Here is an 18,259-nt window from a genome sequence, read left to right on the forward strand (position 1 = left end):
AGAGGGGGAAGCACTTCCCCTTCTGCGAGCTGTCAGCGCCTTGACAAACAAATCGAGTATTGACCAATTGTAAGGAGAAGTAATCTGGGTTTAAAAAGAGTCCCTTAAATCGCCTCTAATGCCTCTTGCAGGTTTTTCACTCCCACAACCGTTATCCCTTGTGGATTTTTAGGTACGTTGGCTTTGGGCACGATGGCACGGGTAAAGCCGTGTTTTTTGGCTTCTGAAATGCGCTCGCTGCCGTTATTGACCGGGCGAATTTCACCGGATAAGCCCACTTCGCCAAAAACAATGAGGTCTCTGGGTAAGGTTTTGTTTCTGAAACTGGAAAGCAGTGCCACCAATAACGCCAGGTCGGCGCTGGTTTCAGTTACCCGAATACCACCGACTACATTAACAAACACGTCCTGATCATTCATCTGCACACTGCCGTGGCGATGCAGTACTGCCAATAACATAGTCAGGCGATTCTGTTCCAGACCTACCGCTACGCGTCTCGGATTACCAGTCTGACTGTAATCCACCAGCCCCTGTATTTCCACAAGGAGAGGACGAGTCCCTTCCCATACCACCATAACCGCGCTGCCAGGTGCGGCCTCTTCACTGCGATTGAGAAATATGGCGGAAGGGTTCTTAACTTCTTTCAAACCGGATTCGGTCATACCAAAAACCCCTAATTCATTCACAGCACCGAAGCGGTTTTTATGACCTCGCAGAGTGCGGTAGCGACCATCGGCATCACCGTCCAGCATTAATGAACAATCAATACAATGCTCCAGCACTTTGGGTCCGGCAATGGAGCCCTCTTTGGTGACATGGCCCACGATAAACATGGCCACATTGTGTTGCTTAGCAAATCGAGTCAGATAAGCGGCACACTCTCGCACCTGAGAAACACTGCCTGGCGCAGACTGAACATCCCCCATGTGCATGACCTGAATAGAATCAATCACCATCACGCCCGGCTTTTCGGTGAGCGCTAACTGGCAAATGGTCTCTACTTCCGTTTCCGCCAGTACCTTAACCTTGTCAGTAGGTAATCCCAAACGCTGTGCCCGCATGGCCACCTGTTGCAGAGATTCTTCCCCGGTAACATAGAGCACATTTTGGTTTTGAGACAGGTGACAGATGGTCTGAAGCAACAAGGTACTTTTACCCGCTCCCGGAGAACCGCCAATCAGAATAGCGGAGCCTGGCACAATGCCGCCACCTAATACCCGGTCTAATTCATTAAAGCCGGAACTGAAACGAGGCACGGTTTGTAAATCAATTTCTGACAGCACCTCGACTTTGGCTTTGGTCAGACCAGAATAGCCGCCTTTTGAGGCGTTACTTCCGCCAGGAATACGCATTTCTACAATGGTGTTCCAGGCGCCGCAATCATGGCATTGGCCCTGCCATTTTGAATATTCTGAGCCACAATCGTTGCAAACGTAAGCAGTTTTGTTTTTTTTCATGATTTATGTCGTACAATCCTTAATGAGGAGATTGTTTTATGTCAGTACTTTTAATAAAGTATGGGATTATAAAAATATCGATTCCCCTCAATGTTTTAGCGCTTCTTGCCGAAACATTGACTAATATAATAAAAAACTCTGAGGTTTCGACTCTTCGTAATGGATAAAGTACTCGAAGAATACAGCGAAGTTGTTGATAAGTTAAAGCCGTTCGTCAATAAACCAAACTTTGCGCAAATGGTCACCAAGCACGCTGTTGGTGTCCCAAAACAAAAAGTGTTCCTGATCAAGATGGAGCTCAAGCGTCTTGCGCAGCCTACCAAAAAGCCCGTCGATTTACGAGGCAAAGTGGATGGTGAATGTAAAGCCTTTGAATATGAAGGAGTTACCCACTTCCTGGACGAAACCGCCAAGCGCGTCTTTGCAGAAGAGACCATGTCCTATGGCGGTTATACCGTGGGTGTTTGGGAAGCGGTAAACAACTCAGAAAATACCTACAAACAAATCTACAAAAAAGAAAAAGAAGCGATACTGCAAACCAAGGATGTGGTAGAAGATAAAATCGACGAGGATAGCCCCGCCGAAAAAGCCGACCACATTGTTAAATCCATTTTGTTTTCCCATGTGATCAGCCGTAAAGAAGAGCGCATGAACTTCGCCATTGCGGTGGAGATTATCTCTGAAGATGGCAAAAAGATCAAAGCCACCACCATGGATATCTCTGTAGGTGGTATGCGAGTTAAGTGTGACGAAGACGTTACCTTTTTCAAAGACAAAAAGTATGGAGTGTTTTTAAGAGGTCTGGAGACGGAATACGCACTGGACAGAAAGAACCCAATCCCCTTCCAGGCGATGCGAATTGAAAAAGAAGGTCACGAGCAACGGGTTAATTTCAAACGCGATATTGAGAACTCCAGCTCTTCAGTTAACAGCTTCTTACAGAAATTTATTCACGGCTACAAACGCCGCTATAAGATCAATCTGGAGAATACCGAAGAAGCGGTTATATCCAAGATCTATGAACAGTATTACACGCCTTACATGGAATCGGTGCCGGTCTTTTTAGGAGTAAGGCAAGGTAAATTGTTCCCCAAGTTTTTGTTGACCAATAATGCCAACAAAGACTTTGCACAGTATTGGACTGATGAAGCCGAACAGGTGCGCATTGAACATTTATTGTCAGCTTCGCGCATCAAAACCGCCATGCAAAAAGAAACCAGTGAGTTTCTGGTGTATTGCTTTAAGCAAGTGAAACAAAATAAGGTGTTCTTTTGTTCTGCCACCATTGAGGAGCTCAAGGCTACACCGACACTGCAGCAATCTTACTTTGCACTCGGCACTAAACGAGACAGCTGGAAAGTCTTTAAAGTACAACTTTCAGACGTGCACCCGCAACAGGCCCACGCCCCTCTGACCATACCAGAGTCAGTAAGCGAGAAGGTCAAAAAGCTCAACGCGCCACCAGCGCCCAGGGTGATGGCAGATATTAAGACGCTAAAATTTGTTGCCCTGGTAACAGATATCACCACCAGTGAGTTGGTGCACCAGTTTAAAAATACTGCACCGAACAAGGCAGATCTGCCGCGCGTCAGTAAGACAATTCATCCCAAATTAGCGACGCCCAGCGCGCTGACAATTCACCCTTATAAATATGTCGATAACCGTCTTGAACAACGCTATTTCCTGTCAGAAAAAGCGCGACTGGAATGGAATGATGGTTATTATGACGGCCGCACCGTAGATATCTCATACAGCGGCATGATGATAGAAATGGATGAAGAGTTTCCGGCTCGCAAAGGTGCACTCATCAAGGTAACGCTACCCGGCCTGCAATCTATGACCAACAAGTACACTCTGGAAAGGATGAACTATCAGTTGGTGAATGTTAGTGAGCACGGCAACCACTTGCATTTAAGGATACTGGAAAACCGGGATAAAGAAACTAAACCTCATCAGGGTAAGCAGTTTTTTAATGATTTAATACGGCAAAACCGCGATGTGCTGGAAGCGAAAATTACCGAAGATACCAGTAACCACAGTAAAGCACTGCGTAATATATTTGCAGCCAATATCTTTAACATGGCGTTGTTTTATGCCAAAGATGGTCTGAACCTGAAGCACGACGTTATGGTGTGTGGTGATGTTCCAAACCAGTTGTGGCCTTTGTTTACTCACGGTGAGCTGGAACGAGGTGAGTTCAACATCTTACCTCTGTTTGGTCACGAAAATGTCCATGCTAACTGGCTGACCCGGGAAATACGGGATCTGAAAACCAAAGATAAACCTAAGCAACACGAGGTTTACATCGGATTTAACCCCAAACTGGAAGGCGCTGATGCCTTCAACGTTAAATCGGATGTAGATTTAGCCAATAGCGAACAAAAAATCGCTTTTGTGCGCTCCATATTGGAAGACCGGGAGCAACAGTTTTACGCCATTAAACTGTTTATGATCAAAGTGGGCAAACCAGACCCTGAAAACATCAGTGCTGAGCTAAATTACATAAAGGTATACGCCCCTCACAAAGCACAATCATTACAAAATCACGTTTGGCAAATTATGAGTTTCACGGACATGTTGGATATCACAGAAGAAGTGAAAATCCGCCTGGGCCTGGATTAACCGGGAAGCATTGCTAAAGGTGATGCACAATGAGTCATGAACTTGAACCATTTAAAGACATCATTGAGCAACTTAAACCAGTAGTTTATGAGCCTGATTTTAATCAGATTGTAGAAGAAACGGCAAAGGCCCTGCCCCGTCCTCACAAACATATTTTAAAACTGGAATTAAAGCGTCAGGCCCGTCCCTGTAAAATCGCCATTGATATGCGCAAGATTGACGGGTCTGAATGCCAACCTTTCGAAAACGAAAAGATAATCCATTACCTAAGTGCCTCTGCGCAGGACGTATTTGAACGCCAGATACGCGCCTTTGGCCAATACACTGTTGGCGTGTATGAAGCCGTTATGGAGGAAGTGGATCGGTTTCAGAAAAACAGCCTTGCCGCCGCCACAACACCCACAGAAGACAACCCCTTTGGTGAAACAGACTACTACGTAGAAGAAGACGATGATTCGCCAGATAAATATCTGGTGCCCTCTTTTGAGTTTTCCAAGACCGCCCACCGTAGCGAAGAACGCATGAATTTTGCGGTCAGAGTGGAATTACAGGCCGGTCCTAAAATCATTAAAGCCAACACCATTGATATGTCGGTCAGTGGTGTTAAAGTCAAAGCGGTCACCGATCACGCGTTTGTGGTAGGTGAGCAAATGGCGGTGTTTTTCCGTGGCCTTGAAGTGGAGTTTTCTCTTGATCGCAAAAATGGTATCCGTTATCAGGTAGTAAAAGCGGAGAAAATCGACCACGAATACCATATTGCTCTAAAGCGTGACATCCGGTCGCCAGACGTGCAATTTGATGAATTTTTACGACGCTTTATTCAGGGCAATAAACGTCGCTACAAAGTCAATATCGACAATACTTTGCACGCCATCCGCAGTAAGAGTTTTGAACAATATTATGTGCCTTACTTTTGCTCTATTCCGGTATTTGTCGAAAGTATAGGTAACAACTTACAGTGCCGTTTCGTACTTACCAATGACAATAATAAAGACAATGTGTTTTATTGGGTAGACGACACCAATCAGTTGCTTATCAGTCAGGCGTTGACCCCTAAAAGGCTGAAAGCCATTTATGAAAGTCCGCTAAAAGAAGCCTATCTGTATAGCTTTAATCACTACGAATCCGGTCAGGTGTTTTTCTATTCTGCAACCCACAGTGAGTTGCGCCAGAAAAAAGCCTTGCAGGATGTATTTTTTGCCTTCGGCTCCAAAAAAGCCAGTTGGCGGGTTTTTAAAATACAGATGACCAACATTCAGCCGGAGCAATGTTACCGACCGCTTTCGTTGCCTGATTCGGTAGGGGAAAGTGTAAAAGAACAAAACTCGCCCCCGGCCCCCAGATTGATGTCGGCCCTGAACAAGCTTAGCCATGTGGTACTGATCACCAATATCACAGATTCGATGAGTAATCAGGCATATCAGCGCAGGCAGTTAGTGGACAAGCACCTTCCGGCACTGAAAAACTTCGCACACGATAAAAACGAAACCATTGAGCCGGTGGCCCTGTACCGCTTTAAATACCAAAACCTGCGGGCAGAGTCCCGCTACCAGTTGCGTTCCAAAGTTGTGGTTACCTTCAACGAACGGGAATTGGAAGGGGTTACCGAAGATGTCTCACCCAGCGGGTTAAGCCTGGAACTAAAAAACACTTTTGAAGGTGTACCGTTTTCGATTGTAGATGTGGCGTTTCCGGAGCTGCAACGCATGACCAAGCAGATCCCACTGAAAGAATTGCCTTATGAAGTGCGCAATATTTCCAAAGATAAGTCCATTATTAATCTGAAAATTCATCAGGAATCGGAGCAAATCCCGCATCCGGGTCAAATCTTTTTTACCGAGCTACTGAAGAACAATAAAAATAAACTCAAAAGCGATACCGAGCACGAAGGGATCCCGGGTATGGGAGAAGCCTTGAGAAATATCTATTGTTCAAACGTGTTGAACATTGGCTATTACATCATTAAAAGTGGTGCCGCCATGTTGCCCCATGCTATGACGGCTCCCAGTAGCCACTCCAGATTAAAAAACCTGTTGTCTTTTGGTGTTGAACAAGAAAACACTCTCAACAGCCGGGCATTATTTGCCGCCAGCGGGGATTATTCACGGCGCATATACGATTTATTAAAAGAGCTGAATCCCAAAGCACCGCCGGTGATGGAAGAGATTTTTGTGGCTTTTGAACCAGACGCCATAAAAGAAGAAGACACTATACGCACCCAGTTTACCGACCAGTTCAAAGACGATCACGCCAGACGGGCCTTTATTGTCGAAGCCATGTCCGTTGGCGTATTTTACGCTATGAAGGTATTCGTATCCCGCACCGGCCGCCCTGACCAGGACATACTGCGCACCGAGTTGGGTTACGTCTCGGTTTACGCGGCCCACAAAGCTAAAGAAGTAGAAGAAGAACTGTGGAATATTTGTGGTGCTGGTGACATTGTGGATATTACCGATGAGGTAATGCGTCGGTACGGCTTTACCGATCAACACATCCAGCAAAACCAAGCGCTGGACAAGAACATCCTTCTCGCTGAGTAGGAGCTAAGCCGATATCAGGGCGAAAGCATTAATGCTCATTTAGTGACCACAATGTCCAAAATCAAAAATATTTATTTAAAGAAAAAGCAAAACAGACTCGTTTACAGGTTCGATTACACCAGTAGTTGTTTGGAGTGCTGAACCTAATCTCCCTTTGCGCGCAATAAACTGCGATATCAGCTTAAACAACGATGAAAGGTATCAGGGATATAGCAAATGCCGATTTTTCAGAAGCAATAATCGTCATTCCAAACGACAGTGTCAGAATTTTGCAGCTGTATCACATGGACAGTACGGCGCTCTGATATGATTTTTCTTAGGGGCGCTCCCCCAATCCCCCCTTTTGCCCATGGCGCTAGAAAACATAAGCCTGTAGGTCTGAATTTATTCAGACACCGCTACCAAATTCAACCATCGCTGTTCGAATGAATTCGAACCTACAGCCAATCTTCCGGTTTTATCTGCACTTTAGCCTTATCTCGTGAATGGGCCTGATTTGACCGGACTTCGAACAATACAAAGACTGGTAAATCAACAGAGTTTGAATGGGTGTCATGTTTAAGTTCGATGTATAAATTCCTCCCGTTATGGAGGAGATTTTTTTCGATTTTGAGCCAGACGCCATAAAACAGGACGTAGCCAAAATAATTAAGTTTTGGCTACGGTTAGGCAATGCCCATGTGCCGCTCGAAAATCATTCGCTATCTTGCCCTGAATCCCATATACAACAAAGCCGATGCTAATGCATCGGCTTACAGATTACTCAAACACTATTTCGCTCAGGGAGTCGATTCCGCTTCGCTGGTTTCCGGCTCTTCTACCGGCTCCAGAAAATAATCTAATTCCCGCTTTAACCGGTCAGCATAAAAAGACGAAACTTCAAATACCCATTGATTCTGCACTGACTCAGCATCTGGTGTATTTACTATTACCAGATGCTGCTCTTCATCTTCGTAAAGGTGTAATGAAATTTCATCATCAGAACGGGTATTAATGAGAACCTCGGAGACCAAAGCCAAATCATCCGTCTGCAATGGGCGTTGTTGATGTAATGACTGAAACCTGAGGTTCAGAATATCATCGATGGAATTTGCCAGGATCGAATCATACTGTAGCGCCCTGTCCTGTGGTTGCTGTTGTAAAACCCAGCTATCACCGGCTTCTTCTTGCTCTGCTTGTTGCAACGCGATTTGCCAATGGTCTTTGCGACTAATCCCTTGCACCTGTTCTTTGTCCAACGCTAACAATTGCTTGTTAAACCAGGCGAATTCATCAGCCGGCAATTCTACATCGGTTCGACTCAACCAGGTTTGCATTTGCTCTGGATGACGCAAATATATGCCACTACCTGATGAAGCCGAATCCCCCAATAGCACCTGCCACTTAGAGTCTGCCGAGCTAATTGACACCAAGCGTGCGGAGCTGTCCTGCTCAGCAATATCGGTTAACCCCAGCCTCGCAAAGTTTTCCGCTTTAGCGGTTTTGGCGCTATCCAACTGTGCAGTCACCAGACTGTTTAACAGCCGGACGACTTTGTCCTTTTCCAACGGAAAGCCGGCTTTGTTTTCGGCTACCCATTGCCCATCCTGTTTGCTGGCTTGCAACAATACTCCTGATGCAGTTTCTACCGATATCGCATCCACCATATCAATACTGGCTTGCAAATCAGGAAACAGTAATTGGCTTTCAAATTCACTTTGTCTGTCACCCGAGCTTAATAACCAGCCAACGACAATCGCGATCCCGGCCAATAATGCGATGATCAGATTAGACTTTGTCATATCAGGCCACTCCTTTTACACGAAATGTGCGACGTAAACCAAAAACCACAAAAACCAACAAAATAGGCGCAACAATGATATTAATTAACTTCAATTGAGTACCCAGTTGTTCAATATCTTTATCCAGTTGATGGCGCACATCTCTGAGAGCTTTGCGGATCTCAATTTTCTTATCCATAAAGCTATCAATTGCCGCCTGTTGCTCTGCATTTAACACCAGCAATCCTTCTTCACCACTGCCGGTTTGCAGTTCCGCTAATTGTTGTTCAGTTTCTGCCAGTTGCGCTTCTAACGCCTGCTCTTGCTCGCGGAATTTTGCTTCGGCTTGCACAGTCAAAGCCTCAACCTTGTCAAAAGGTCTGGCAAAAGTGCCTCGGCTACGAATACTGATCAAAGCATTGTTCCCGCCTAAGTTTTCAATGGCGTTGGTGACAAAGGCGCCATTATCAGCAAAGGGAGTCGCGATGGTTTGCCCGAAGAAATTAGCCTTATTTACCCAGAAACGGTCCGATAATAAATCCGTATCGGCCACCAGGATGACATTGAGCTGCTCACCTTGTTCTACAAATTCTTTATCGGTTTCCAGCCCTTCAGGCTTTTCGTCATAGGCAGAACCCGCTGCACCACTGATACGCACAGCCAATACTTTCACGCCGCTCTGTGCCTGGTCGTATTGCTCAAAAAACTGTTCCGGATCGCGAGTCATGGCATACGACATGGCATTGCCGGGGGCTGCGTATTCGCTGGATGACAACAAAGGCTGAATATCCGTAGTGGCATCCGGCAGCAACTGGATTGCAGCAAATGAGGCACCATTTATAGAGTCCAGGTTGGCCGTGGTAACATCCTCAGCATCAAACTGACCTTTTTGCAGACCTACAAAACCAAGATGCTTTGCCACGCCACCAGTCTGAGTGCGAATATCCAGACCTAATGCCGCATCCAGCACCACATCGTTGTTGCTTACCTCTACACCCCATGGCTGCAACAACTTGTTGATATCAGAACCATTCGCTCCAGCCATACCGGACATCGCTGCCATAGGATCCGATTCGTGATGACTATCCACAAAAGCCAGTACTTTGCCACCTTTCAGGGCAAACTGATCTATGGCGTAAAGCAGATTATCCGACAGCTCTTTGGGATGAATGAGCATCAACACATCTAAGTTTTCCGGTAAATTATCTGAACTGGCGTCAATGGTTTCAACATCATAGAGCTGTTGAATTTGCTCATAAATGGTCCAGGGCGGATCAAATTGGCCGGTCATAGGGTTTTGCCCACCAGTCATGGACAGGCCACTGATGAGTCCCACTTTCACCGGCTCCGGTTCACTCAATTCGTAGATCAACTGACTCAGTTCATATTCCAGAAACTGTTCTTTTTGAGGATCAAAAAAGCCAATAACCTTCTCGTCATCCAAAGCATTAGTACCAGCTAACCCCAGATAGATTGGGTCCATCCCCATTCCCGCTGATGCAGCGGTCAAGCCATAATCGTTGGCCTGATCCTCAGCTTCAGAGAAAGGCTCAGGGTCAATCAGATGCAACTTAATCTTGCCATTTGCGGCTGATTCATATTCTTTTAGCAGACTTTCCACCCGATCAGCATAGTTACGGATAGTGGTTAAGCCTTCTGAGGCCTTATCAGAGAAGAAAAAATACAGATTAATCGGTTCATCAATCTGGGTCAGAATGGCTTTGCTGCCCTCAGATAACGAATAAACCTGGTTTTCGGTTAAATCAATTCTGGCGCTTTTAAATAATTGATTGCTCAATAACACCAAAGCAAAGAACAATACGGCCAGCAGTACATAAGTTAGTGTATTTGAAATTTTCATTAGTCCGCCTTCTTTTGTTCAATAATTACCAGGCTGGCAAATAACCAGATCCCGATACTGATACAAAAATACATAATGTTATCTAACGCCAATACGCCTTTAGACATGCTTTCAAAATGAGCCAAAAAGCTGAATGAAGCGATAGTGTCCACCATAAATGCGGGTAACCAGCCCTGAAATGCGTCAAGCACCACACCAGAGCCACTCAATACAAACAGGAAACAGATAACGACGGATAAAATAAAAGCAATTACCTGGCTTTTGGTTAAAGCCGACATGCAAATGCCTATTGCCAGGTAAGCACCTGACATCAACCAACTGCCAATATAGGCCGCCAGAATAATGCCATTATCAGGTTGTCCTAGATAATTTACTGTCAGCCACAGTGGAAAAGTTAGCAAAAGAGACAACCCCAGAACCGCCCAGGCCGCCAGAAACTTTGCCAAAGTCACTTGCAAAGTGGTCACCGGAAGTGTCATTAGCAATTCAATGCTGCCTGATTTCCGTTCTTCCGACCAGGTGCGCATGGCCATTGCCGGAACTAAAAACAGATACAACCAGGGATGAAAGTTAAAGAAAGGTAATAAATCCGCCTGTCCGCGTTCATAAAAATTTCCGATGTAAAAAGTAAATACGCCAGACAACATCAGGAAAATTAATATAAACACATAGGCCACAGGGGTAGCGAAAAAGCTGGCAAACTCGCGCTTAAATAAGACATTAACCATATTCATTATCTGGCCTCCTTGAGGGTGATAGTTCTGAATACTTCATCCAGGCGCCCTGCTTCTACGAACATTTGTTCAATTTGATAGCCCTGTTCAGAAAAATGGGATTCCAATGTGTGCAGATGAATTTCCTGTTCTTGCGGGAACAACACCAGTTTTTTGTCATCACCACCTTTTTCCCAACGAATTCCCTGTGGAATCGCTTGCTCGATGTTGTTGCCAATGGCTTTGTCTAATGAAAGATTTATGGCGCGATAGTAGCGAGAGTTTTGCAACAAGTCTTGTGGCGTATCATCAAAGCACTTACTGCCATTAGCAATAATCACCACGCGATTACATACCGCGGTTACCTCTTCTAAAATGTGGGTAGAGATAATGACAATCTTATCTTTAGCAAGATTTTTGATAAGATTTCTGACTTGGTGTTTTTGATTGGGATCTAAACCATCAGTAGGTTCATCCAAAATTAAAATAGCGGGATCATGTATCAAGGCCTGAGCCAGCCCCACTCTGCGTTTAAAGCCTTTGGACAAGGTTTCAATGGACTTGTCTAATACCGATTGCAACTCCACTTTTGCTACCACGTCGGCTATGCGAGAACTTAACTGTGTAGCCGGGATCTGGCGCACCTCAGCGATAAAACGCAAGAATGCCAGTACCGACATATCTCCATAGGCTGGAGCGCCTTCTGGCAGATAGCCGATTTGCGCCTGTACCTTGCCCGGTTCAGTTAACACTGAGTGACCATTGACAAGGATATCGCCCTCATCGGGAGACAAGAATCCGGTGATCATCTTCATACTGGTGGATTTTCCCGCGCCGTTTGGACCTAAAAATCCCACCACTTCTCCGGGACTGACATCAAATGAAAGCTGATTAACCGCGGTAAAATCAGCAAACCTCTTAGTTATATTTTTTACTGAAATCATGATATTCCCTAACGGATTTTGTACCTTGATAAAAAATCAGAGGAAGATATGGCGTTAGCGGAAAAAAATTCAAGCAAAAAAGTCGAGCGTGTTAACATTTGCCTGACAAATTTATTAGATTTTTTTCATGACCTTAGAACATCAAAATTTTCCGATTGAACCTATAGGCAAAGTGGTATCGCCATTCCATGAAAAATTTGCCGTCCCCAGGCAACCCAATCTGACACCTTCGGTAATAAGTCAGGTTGTTATTGAGCAACCCTATGGAGTACCTGAGGCTTTTGCGGGCATTGAGGAATTTAGCCATATCTGGTTGTTGTTTCGGTTTCATCAAAATCTGCAGCAAGGCTGGCGCGCCCAGGTTCGTCCCCCAAGATTAGGCGGCAATAAAAAGCTCGGGGTCTTTGCCACCCGCAGCAGTTTCCGACCGAATGGCTTTGGTATGTCGGTAGTATCCCTGATTTCGGTGGAGGTAAATTCGGATCAGGTAACACTGAATGTCAGTGGTTTAGATTTAGTGGATGGGACTCCGATTTACGATATCAAACCCTATGTTCCCTATGTGGACTCAATATCCGATGCCCAGGGAGGATTTGCCAGCGAAAAGCCTGAAATGATCAGTGTTGGTTTTTCTGAGACGGCGCAACAGCAACTTCAACAATTCAGTCCCCAACCGGAACAATTGAGGTCTCAAATTAGCGAAGTGTTAGCTCAGGATCCACGCCCCGCCTATCGAAAACAAGCTCCAGAAGATCACAATCAGTATGGCACGCATTTCAACGGTTTAAATTTTCGCTGGCATGTTCAGCACGGCAATATCGAGATATTTGAGGTTAAGCCACTTTATACCCAAATCACCTCAAGATGCTAGCTTTCAGCGTGAGATAAAAAACGTTTAGACAAGTAAAAATGACGTAGGCATGGTTGCTCTCACGTCAAGTCATTTTAATGCAGTATAAACGTTTTTTAGCCACGCCCTTCGGGAGCTACACAGCACTTCCATTACTGTGTTGCATGTGTTTGAAAGGTAGCCGACATTCCTTCTCACATGCGCCTTGTACTGAAAGCGCTGTGATAGCTCTGAAACAGTATCTTGAGGTGATTTGGGTATAAGCGCATATTTTTACTAGGAACCTTGGGTTGCTCTGGTAAACTAAGCGGAATTTTGTCCATTTTTGTTTTAATTGTTTTTGTGACCACCTGTTTAACGACAGCGAATGGCACAAAAGACTGAGTACAGGAAAAAACTACATCAATGCGTACCAGCCAATATCTACTTTCCACGCAAAAAGAAACACCGGCCGATGCAGAAGTTATCAGCCATCAGCTAATGCTCAGAGCGGGCCTGGTTCGAAAACTGGCCTCTGGACTTTACACCTGGCTACCCACTGGGTTGCGGGTACTAAATAACGTTGCTCAAATTGTTCGAGAAGAAATGAACAGAGCCGGTGCGGTAGAAGTACTGATGCCAGTAGTGCAGCCTGCAGATTTATGGCAGGAATCTGGTCGTTGGGAAGACTACGGCCCTGAACTACTGCGCATTAAAGACCGCCATCAACGGGATTTTGTGCTGGGCCCCACTCATGAAGAAGTGATCACCGACCTGGTTAAAACGGAAGTTTCCAGTTACAAGCAGTTACCCCTAAATCTGTATCAGATCCAAACTAAGTTTCGCGATGAAGTCAGACCCCGTTTCGGAATCATGCGCGGCCGCGAATTCACCATGAAAGATGCCTACTCCTTTCACCTGACGCAAGACTGTTTATCTGAAACTTATCAGAAAATGTACGATGCCTATTGCCGTATCTTTGAGCGCATGGGTTTAGATTATCGTGCCGTTATTGCTGACACAGGCTCTATCGGAGGCAGTGTCTCTCATGAGTTTCATGTGTTAGCCGAATCCGGTGAAGATGCCATCGCTTTCAGCAGCGAATCAGATTTTGCGGCCAATGTGGAAATGGCCGAAGCTGGAGTGGTTGAAACCCAATCAGATGCCGCACAACAACAAACTAAAGTGGCTACTCCAGATATCAAAACCATCGAGGCCGTCAGCGAAGCCTTACAGGTATCGGCGGAGAGTTGCGTTAAAACCCTGATTGTCAAAGTGGTGAATGAAGATACCGCTCACTTTGCAGCTTTGTGCCTGCGTGGTGATCACCAGTTAAATGATATCAAAGCCAGCAAGGCCCTGCCTTGGTCTGGTGAAATGCTGTTTGCCAGTGATGCCGAAGTACAAGAATTGTGCGGTGCCGAGACAGGATCTGTAGGTCCGGTTGGTTTGAGCATTCCGGTTATCGTGGATCGCAGCGCCGCAGCGTTGCAGCATTTTGTTTGTGGTGCCAATGAAACTGGCTTTCATTTTAACGGTGCAACTTGGGATCAGGTGGAGAATAGCCAAATAGCCGATATTCGCAACGTTGTGGCCGGTGATGTATCTCCGGATGGAAAAGGAACCATTGAGATAAAACGCGGTATTGAGGTAGGTCACATATTCCAGTTAGGCAAAAAATACAGTGAAGCGATGCATTGTGGAGTGCTAACCGAAAGCGGCAAACACGAAACCTTAACAATGGGTTGTTATGGTATTGGGGTGTCCCGAATTGTGGCTGCAGCCATCGAACAAAATCATGATAAATATGGAATTATTTGGCCAGAAGCCATCGCTCCGTTTAAATTGGCTATAATTCCTATGAACATGCACAAATCCCATCGCATTCAGGAAGCCGCTGAGGGGTTATATGCAAAACTTGATACTCTCAGTGAGCAGGTTTTGTTTGATGACAGAAAAGAGCGACCTGGTGTGATGTTTGCCGATATGGAATTGCTGGGTATTCCCCATGCCATCATTATCGGTGAAAGAAACCTGGATGAAGGCAAGTGCGAATATAAGAATCGCCGCACAGGTGAAAAACAACTGGTGGACCTGGCAGGTCTGGAAGATTTTCTGAAGGAACTGCTGAACTAAAATTAAAGGAAACTCACCGGTTGATTTGGGCTGTTCCCGGTGAGTTATTTTAAAGAGAATAATGATAAAAGGACGTAAGAAATGTCACTTACTTCTCCCACAGCTCTAAAAATCTACTTCCTATTGACGGTATTGGGGGTAACCAGCAATTCCGTCAACGCTCAAAGCAGCGGGCAAACCGCCTCTCTCTCCCCCTCAGCCAACGCAAATAAACCCTTAGACGCCAAAATCGCGCAATTGCAAAGCCTCATTAAGCAAAAGCAATTTCAACCAGCATTCGAGCTGGCAAACGATTTAATGGCCGATTGGGGTGGCGAGCCCGGCTATGATTTACTCGCCGGGCAAGCGGCTTATGGCGCAGGCCACTTTCAGGAAGCTGTTTTTGCTTTTGAACGAGTGCTAATCGTTAAACCTGATGTACTGTTAGCCCGTTTGTACCTGGCCTTCAGCTATTTTCAGGTTAAAAACCTGGGAGCCGCACAAAAAGAACTCACCAAGTTATTACAGGAAGAATTAAAACCGGCAGATGCAGCCAAAGTCAGAGAGTATCTGGAGCGCATTACCGAACTCAAAGAAAAATCCGTTGTTAATCACGCGGTTAATCTGAAGCTGGGCTATGGCTATGACTCCAATGCTAACAGCGGAACAACATTGGACAACCTGAATAGTATCCCTGTAGAGAGTCCCTTTTTCCCAATTATTGGAGGACTGGACGAATCCAGTCTGGAGCAAAGCGATCATACCGCAGACGTGGCGCTAAATTATGTTTATAACCGCAAACTCAGCCAGAAAAGTGGAATAAGCTTTAATGCCAGTTACGCCAATACCCGATATCAAGCGCTGACACAATTAGATCGGGAAATTCTCAGTCTTACAGGTAGTTACAATGATGAATACTGGGGGGCACTGGTTAATCTTTCCGGCTATGCACAACCTATGATTTTAGATGGCGAGTTTTATCGCGGTGCCTACGGTGTGGCACTAGACGCCACCTGGCAGTTAAGCGATAAATGGCAGTGGTTATGGGGCGTAAGTTATACCTCAGTTAACGTTAACAGTAATGACGATCAGGATATTCACCAATATGCCTATCGCACCCGATTTACCTGGCAAGGCGAGAAGATTCATATGTTCGAGCTGGGTTATGGCGATGATGACGGCAAACAAGATACCCCCGTAAGTATCAGCAACGGTAAAGACTTCTGGATCCTAAGCTATACTTTTGTTTATCCGTTGAGTAATAAATGGCTAATTATTGCCAGCAGCAGCTATCAGGACATAGAACATGACGGTATCAACCCGGCTATTGGCGTATTGCGCGAAGAAGAAAGCTTCACCGCTTTGCTCAATGTTGATTATTTAATTAACAGCAAATGGAAAGTTTCAGGCTCGCTTAGCTTTACGGATAAAGATAGCAGTGTCGAATTCTATGGTTACGACAGAACCACGGCCGGGATATCGGTTACCCGAAGTTTTTAAATTAAGGAGTGACGGATAGCTAATTCTGTGAACTGATTCATGATTACAGGTAATGTTATTTGAGTTAATGACAGATTATCCGAAACTATACTTATAGCCAGACCAAAACCACCGGCCTGTTTGTAAATAGAACAGATAAGGTTTTGGATATAAATATGAGATTCAACGCATGCGTTTTAAATTATCGTTAGTAGCCCTTTCATTGTGTTTCACTACTAATCCTGCACTGGCACTCAGCCCGGCAGGAAAAACCATGATTGCCCGGGGCGATGTAAAGGCTTATGAAGAAGCCGAGGCACAACGTAAACTAAAACGCCGTGCCCCCATTTATAACGTCGATACCGTCACTACGGCAGAAAAAAGTAAAGCCCAGTTTCGCATGACCGACGGTACCTTACTGGCGCTTAAAGAAAATACCACGTTACTCATCTCAGAATATCAATACCAGGAAAACCAGGAAGGTAACTCTGCCGTTTTAGAGTTAGTAGAAGGTGGATTACGTTCGGTAACCGGAGCCATTAAATCCAACAATGGTCAATACGAGCTGAAAACACCAGTTGGCTCCATTGGTATACGCGGCACCCATTACGAGATTGAAATCATCGAAGGCGATGTTTTTCTGGCTGTCTGGGATGGTGCTATCGACGTCAATGTAGACACGGGTGGTGGCAGTACCGAGGTTTCTTTGGGAGAAGGCGAAGACTTCGCTTTTGCGCAAATTGACGAAAACGGTGAAGTCACAGAATTACTGGAGCCACCAGAAAACTTTTCGGAAGGTCATTCATCTGATCCCAACGACGAAGAGGAAGAAGATTCGGATGACTCAGACGACTCAGACGACTCAGACGACTCAGACGACTCAGACGACTCAGACGACTCAGACGACTCAGACGACTCAGATGATTCAGATGACTCAGACGACTCAGATGATTCAGATGACTCAGATGATTCAGATGACTCAGATGACTCTGATGACTCGGATGACTCTGATGACTCGGATGACTCGGATAACTCTGATGACTCGGATGACTCGGATGACTCGGATGACTCGGATGACTCTAACGACTCGGATGACTCTGACCAATCTGATAGTTCCAATGAGTCTGACGAAAGTGACGATTCTCAAAGTGGTAGTGATAGCACTAATGAAGAATCTGATAGCGCAGACAGTACTACTGGCTCTGACTCGTCTGACACAGATACCAGTAGCGACACTGGTGACAGTACAAGTGAAAATACCGGTGGCTCCGAAGAGAGTAGTTCAACTGGCTCGCAACAAACAACCGGCCAGGGCAGCGGAACGGCAGGTGATACCAATCAGCAAGGTACCGGTAGTTCACCAGCCGATACAGGAACAGACACCGGCTCCTTAGATGTTGGAACAGACACAACGCCGACTCTGGATACTAATACAGAAACGGAAACTACCGGATTGGGCGATGAAACCTCTCCCCTGAATGATGAAACTGAACAACTCAGAGATGAAGAGATAGAACAGGTAATAGATAACAATACGAGAGTGGCGCCAGAAATTATCGCCGCCAGAACTGGCTCGGCCACCTACTCTACCCTCATCAGTAGCTCTTTATCAGGCAATCAGAGTCCGCGAAATCTCAACGTAAGTATTGGTGTTAACTTTGATACGTCTTTTAGCGAAGGTAGTTTATCAGTGGAAGATAATGGTGGTAATTGGGATGCTGCTTTTCAGGGCGTTATTGTCGAGTCAGATCTGGAATTAGATATGACACATGTTACCTATGGCCAACCAGGTGTGCCAAATTCGGTAAGAGTAGGCTCAGGTGATATTTCCGCCTTTTTTGCGAATGAAGGTGATGTATTAAATGGAAACTTTAGCTTGTCTCAGGGTAGCAACAGAGTCAGCGGCAATTTCTTGATAAGGGAATAATGAAGGGTGGTA

At 45.5% G+C, this 18,259-nt stretch carries 11 protein-coding genes; 6 read left to right on the forward strand and 5 right to left on the reverse strand.

The genetic code is table 11. From position 1 onward, the window contains the following. Positions 1-104 precede the first annotated feature (104 nt). Positions 105-1,457, reverse strand: coding sequence for a DNA repair protein RadA (gene radA, locus ACXAD8_RS09010; protein WP_475227486.1), 1,353 nt, complete (start codon positions 1,455-1,457; stop codon positions 105-107). A 159-nt stretch (positions 1,458-1,616) separates the two neighbouring features. Between radA and ACXAD8_RS09015 the strand changes: the two genes are divergently transcribed. Continuing rightward, positions 1,617-4,079 carry a PilZ domain-containing protein gene (locus ACXAD8_RS09015; protein ID WP_475227488.1) on the forward strand — a complete coding sequence of 821 codons (2,463 nt, stop codon included), beginning with the start codon at positions 1,617-1,619 and terminating at the stop codon, positions 4,077-4,079. A 29-nt stretch (positions 4,080-4,108) separates the two neighbouring features. Beyond that, a complete protein-coding gene (locus tag ACXAD8_RS09020; RefSeq protein ID WP_475227491.1) occupies positions 4,109-6,619 on the forward strand; it encodes a PilZ domain-containing protein in 2,511 nt (836 codons plus the stop codon). Between the two features lie 779 nt (positions 6,620-7,398). On the opposite strand, the gene ACXAD8_RS09025 is transcribed toward ACXAD8_RS09020, so the two are convergent. The 4 genes from ACXAD8_RS09025 to ACXAD8_RS09040 are packed head-to-tail and all read right to left on the reverse strand — an operon-like array spanning position 7,399 to position 11,897. Beyond that, on the reverse strand, positions 7,399-8,400 hold the full coding sequence (locus tag ACXAD8_RS09025; RefSeq protein ID WP_475227493.1) for a DUF4340 domain-containing protein: 1,002 nt from the start codon (positions 8,398-8,400) through the stop codon (positions 7,399-7,401). Between the two features lies 1 nt (position 8,401). Beyond that, complete coding sequence (locus ACXAD8_RS09030) at positions 8,402-10,240, reverse strand: GldG family protein (protein WP_475227494.1); 1,839 nt, start codon at positions 10,238-10,240, stop codon at positions 8,402-8,404. Beyond that, the gene (locus tag ACXAD8_RS09035) at positions 10,240-10,974 is read right to left on the reverse strand and encodes an ABC transporter permease subunit (RefSeq protein WP_475227497.1); all 735 of its coding nucleotides are present in this window, start codon (positions 10,972-10,974) and stop codon (positions 10,240-10,242) included. The genes ACXAD8_RS09030 and ACXAD8_RS09035 overlap by 1 nt, the downstream gene beginning before the upstream one ends. Then, positions 10,974-11,897 (reverse strand): ABC transporter ATP-binding protein, encoded by a 924-nt coding sequence (locus tag ACXAD8_RS09040; protein ID WP_475227498.1) that lies wholly within the window; start codon positions 11,895-11,897, stop codon positions 10,974-10,976. The genes ACXAD8_RS09035 and ACXAD8_RS09040 overlap by 1 nt, the downstream gene beginning before the upstream one ends. 127 nt (positions 11,898-12,024) lie before the next feature. Between ACXAD8_RS09040 and tsaA the strand changes: the two genes are divergently transcribed. The 4 genes from tsaA (at position 12,025) to ACXAD8_RS09060 (ending at position 18,247) form a co-directional block, all read left to right on the forward strand. Next, the gene (gene tsaA, locus ACXAD8_RS09045; RefSeq protein ID WP_475227500.1) at positions 12,025-12,768 is read left to right on the forward strand and encodes a tRNA (N6-threonylcarbamoyladenosine(37)-N6)-methyltransferase TrmO; all 744 of its coding nucleotides are present in this window, start codon (positions 12,025-12,027) and stop codon (positions 12,766-12,768) included. 384 nt (positions 12,769-13,152) lie between these two features. Further along, positions 13,153-14,862 carry a proline--tRNA ligase gene (locus ACXAD8_RS09050; RefSeq protein WP_475227503.1) on the forward strand — a complete coding sequence of 570 codons (1,710 nt, stop codon included), beginning with the start codon at positions 13,153-13,155 and terminating at the stop codon, positions 14,860-14,862. An 81-nt stretch (positions 14,863-14,943) separates the two neighbouring features. After that, positions 14,944-16,341 carry a hypothetical protein gene (locus tag ACXAD8_RS09055; protein ID WP_475227505.1) on the forward strand — a complete coding sequence of 466 codons (1,398 nt, stop codon included), beginning with the start codon at positions 14,944-14,946 and terminating at the stop codon, positions 16,339-16,341. A 169-nt stretch (positions 16,342-16,510) separates the two neighbouring features. Further along, complete coding sequence (locus ACXAD8_RS09060; RefSeq protein ID WP_475227507.1) at positions 16,511-18,247, forward strand: FecR family protein; 1,737 nt, start codon at positions 16,511-16,513, stop codon at positions 18,245-18,247. Positions 18,248-18,259: the final 12 nt, after the last annotated feature.

The sequence above is a fragment of the Planctobacterium sp. AWH2_060 genome (assembly GCF_056158425.1).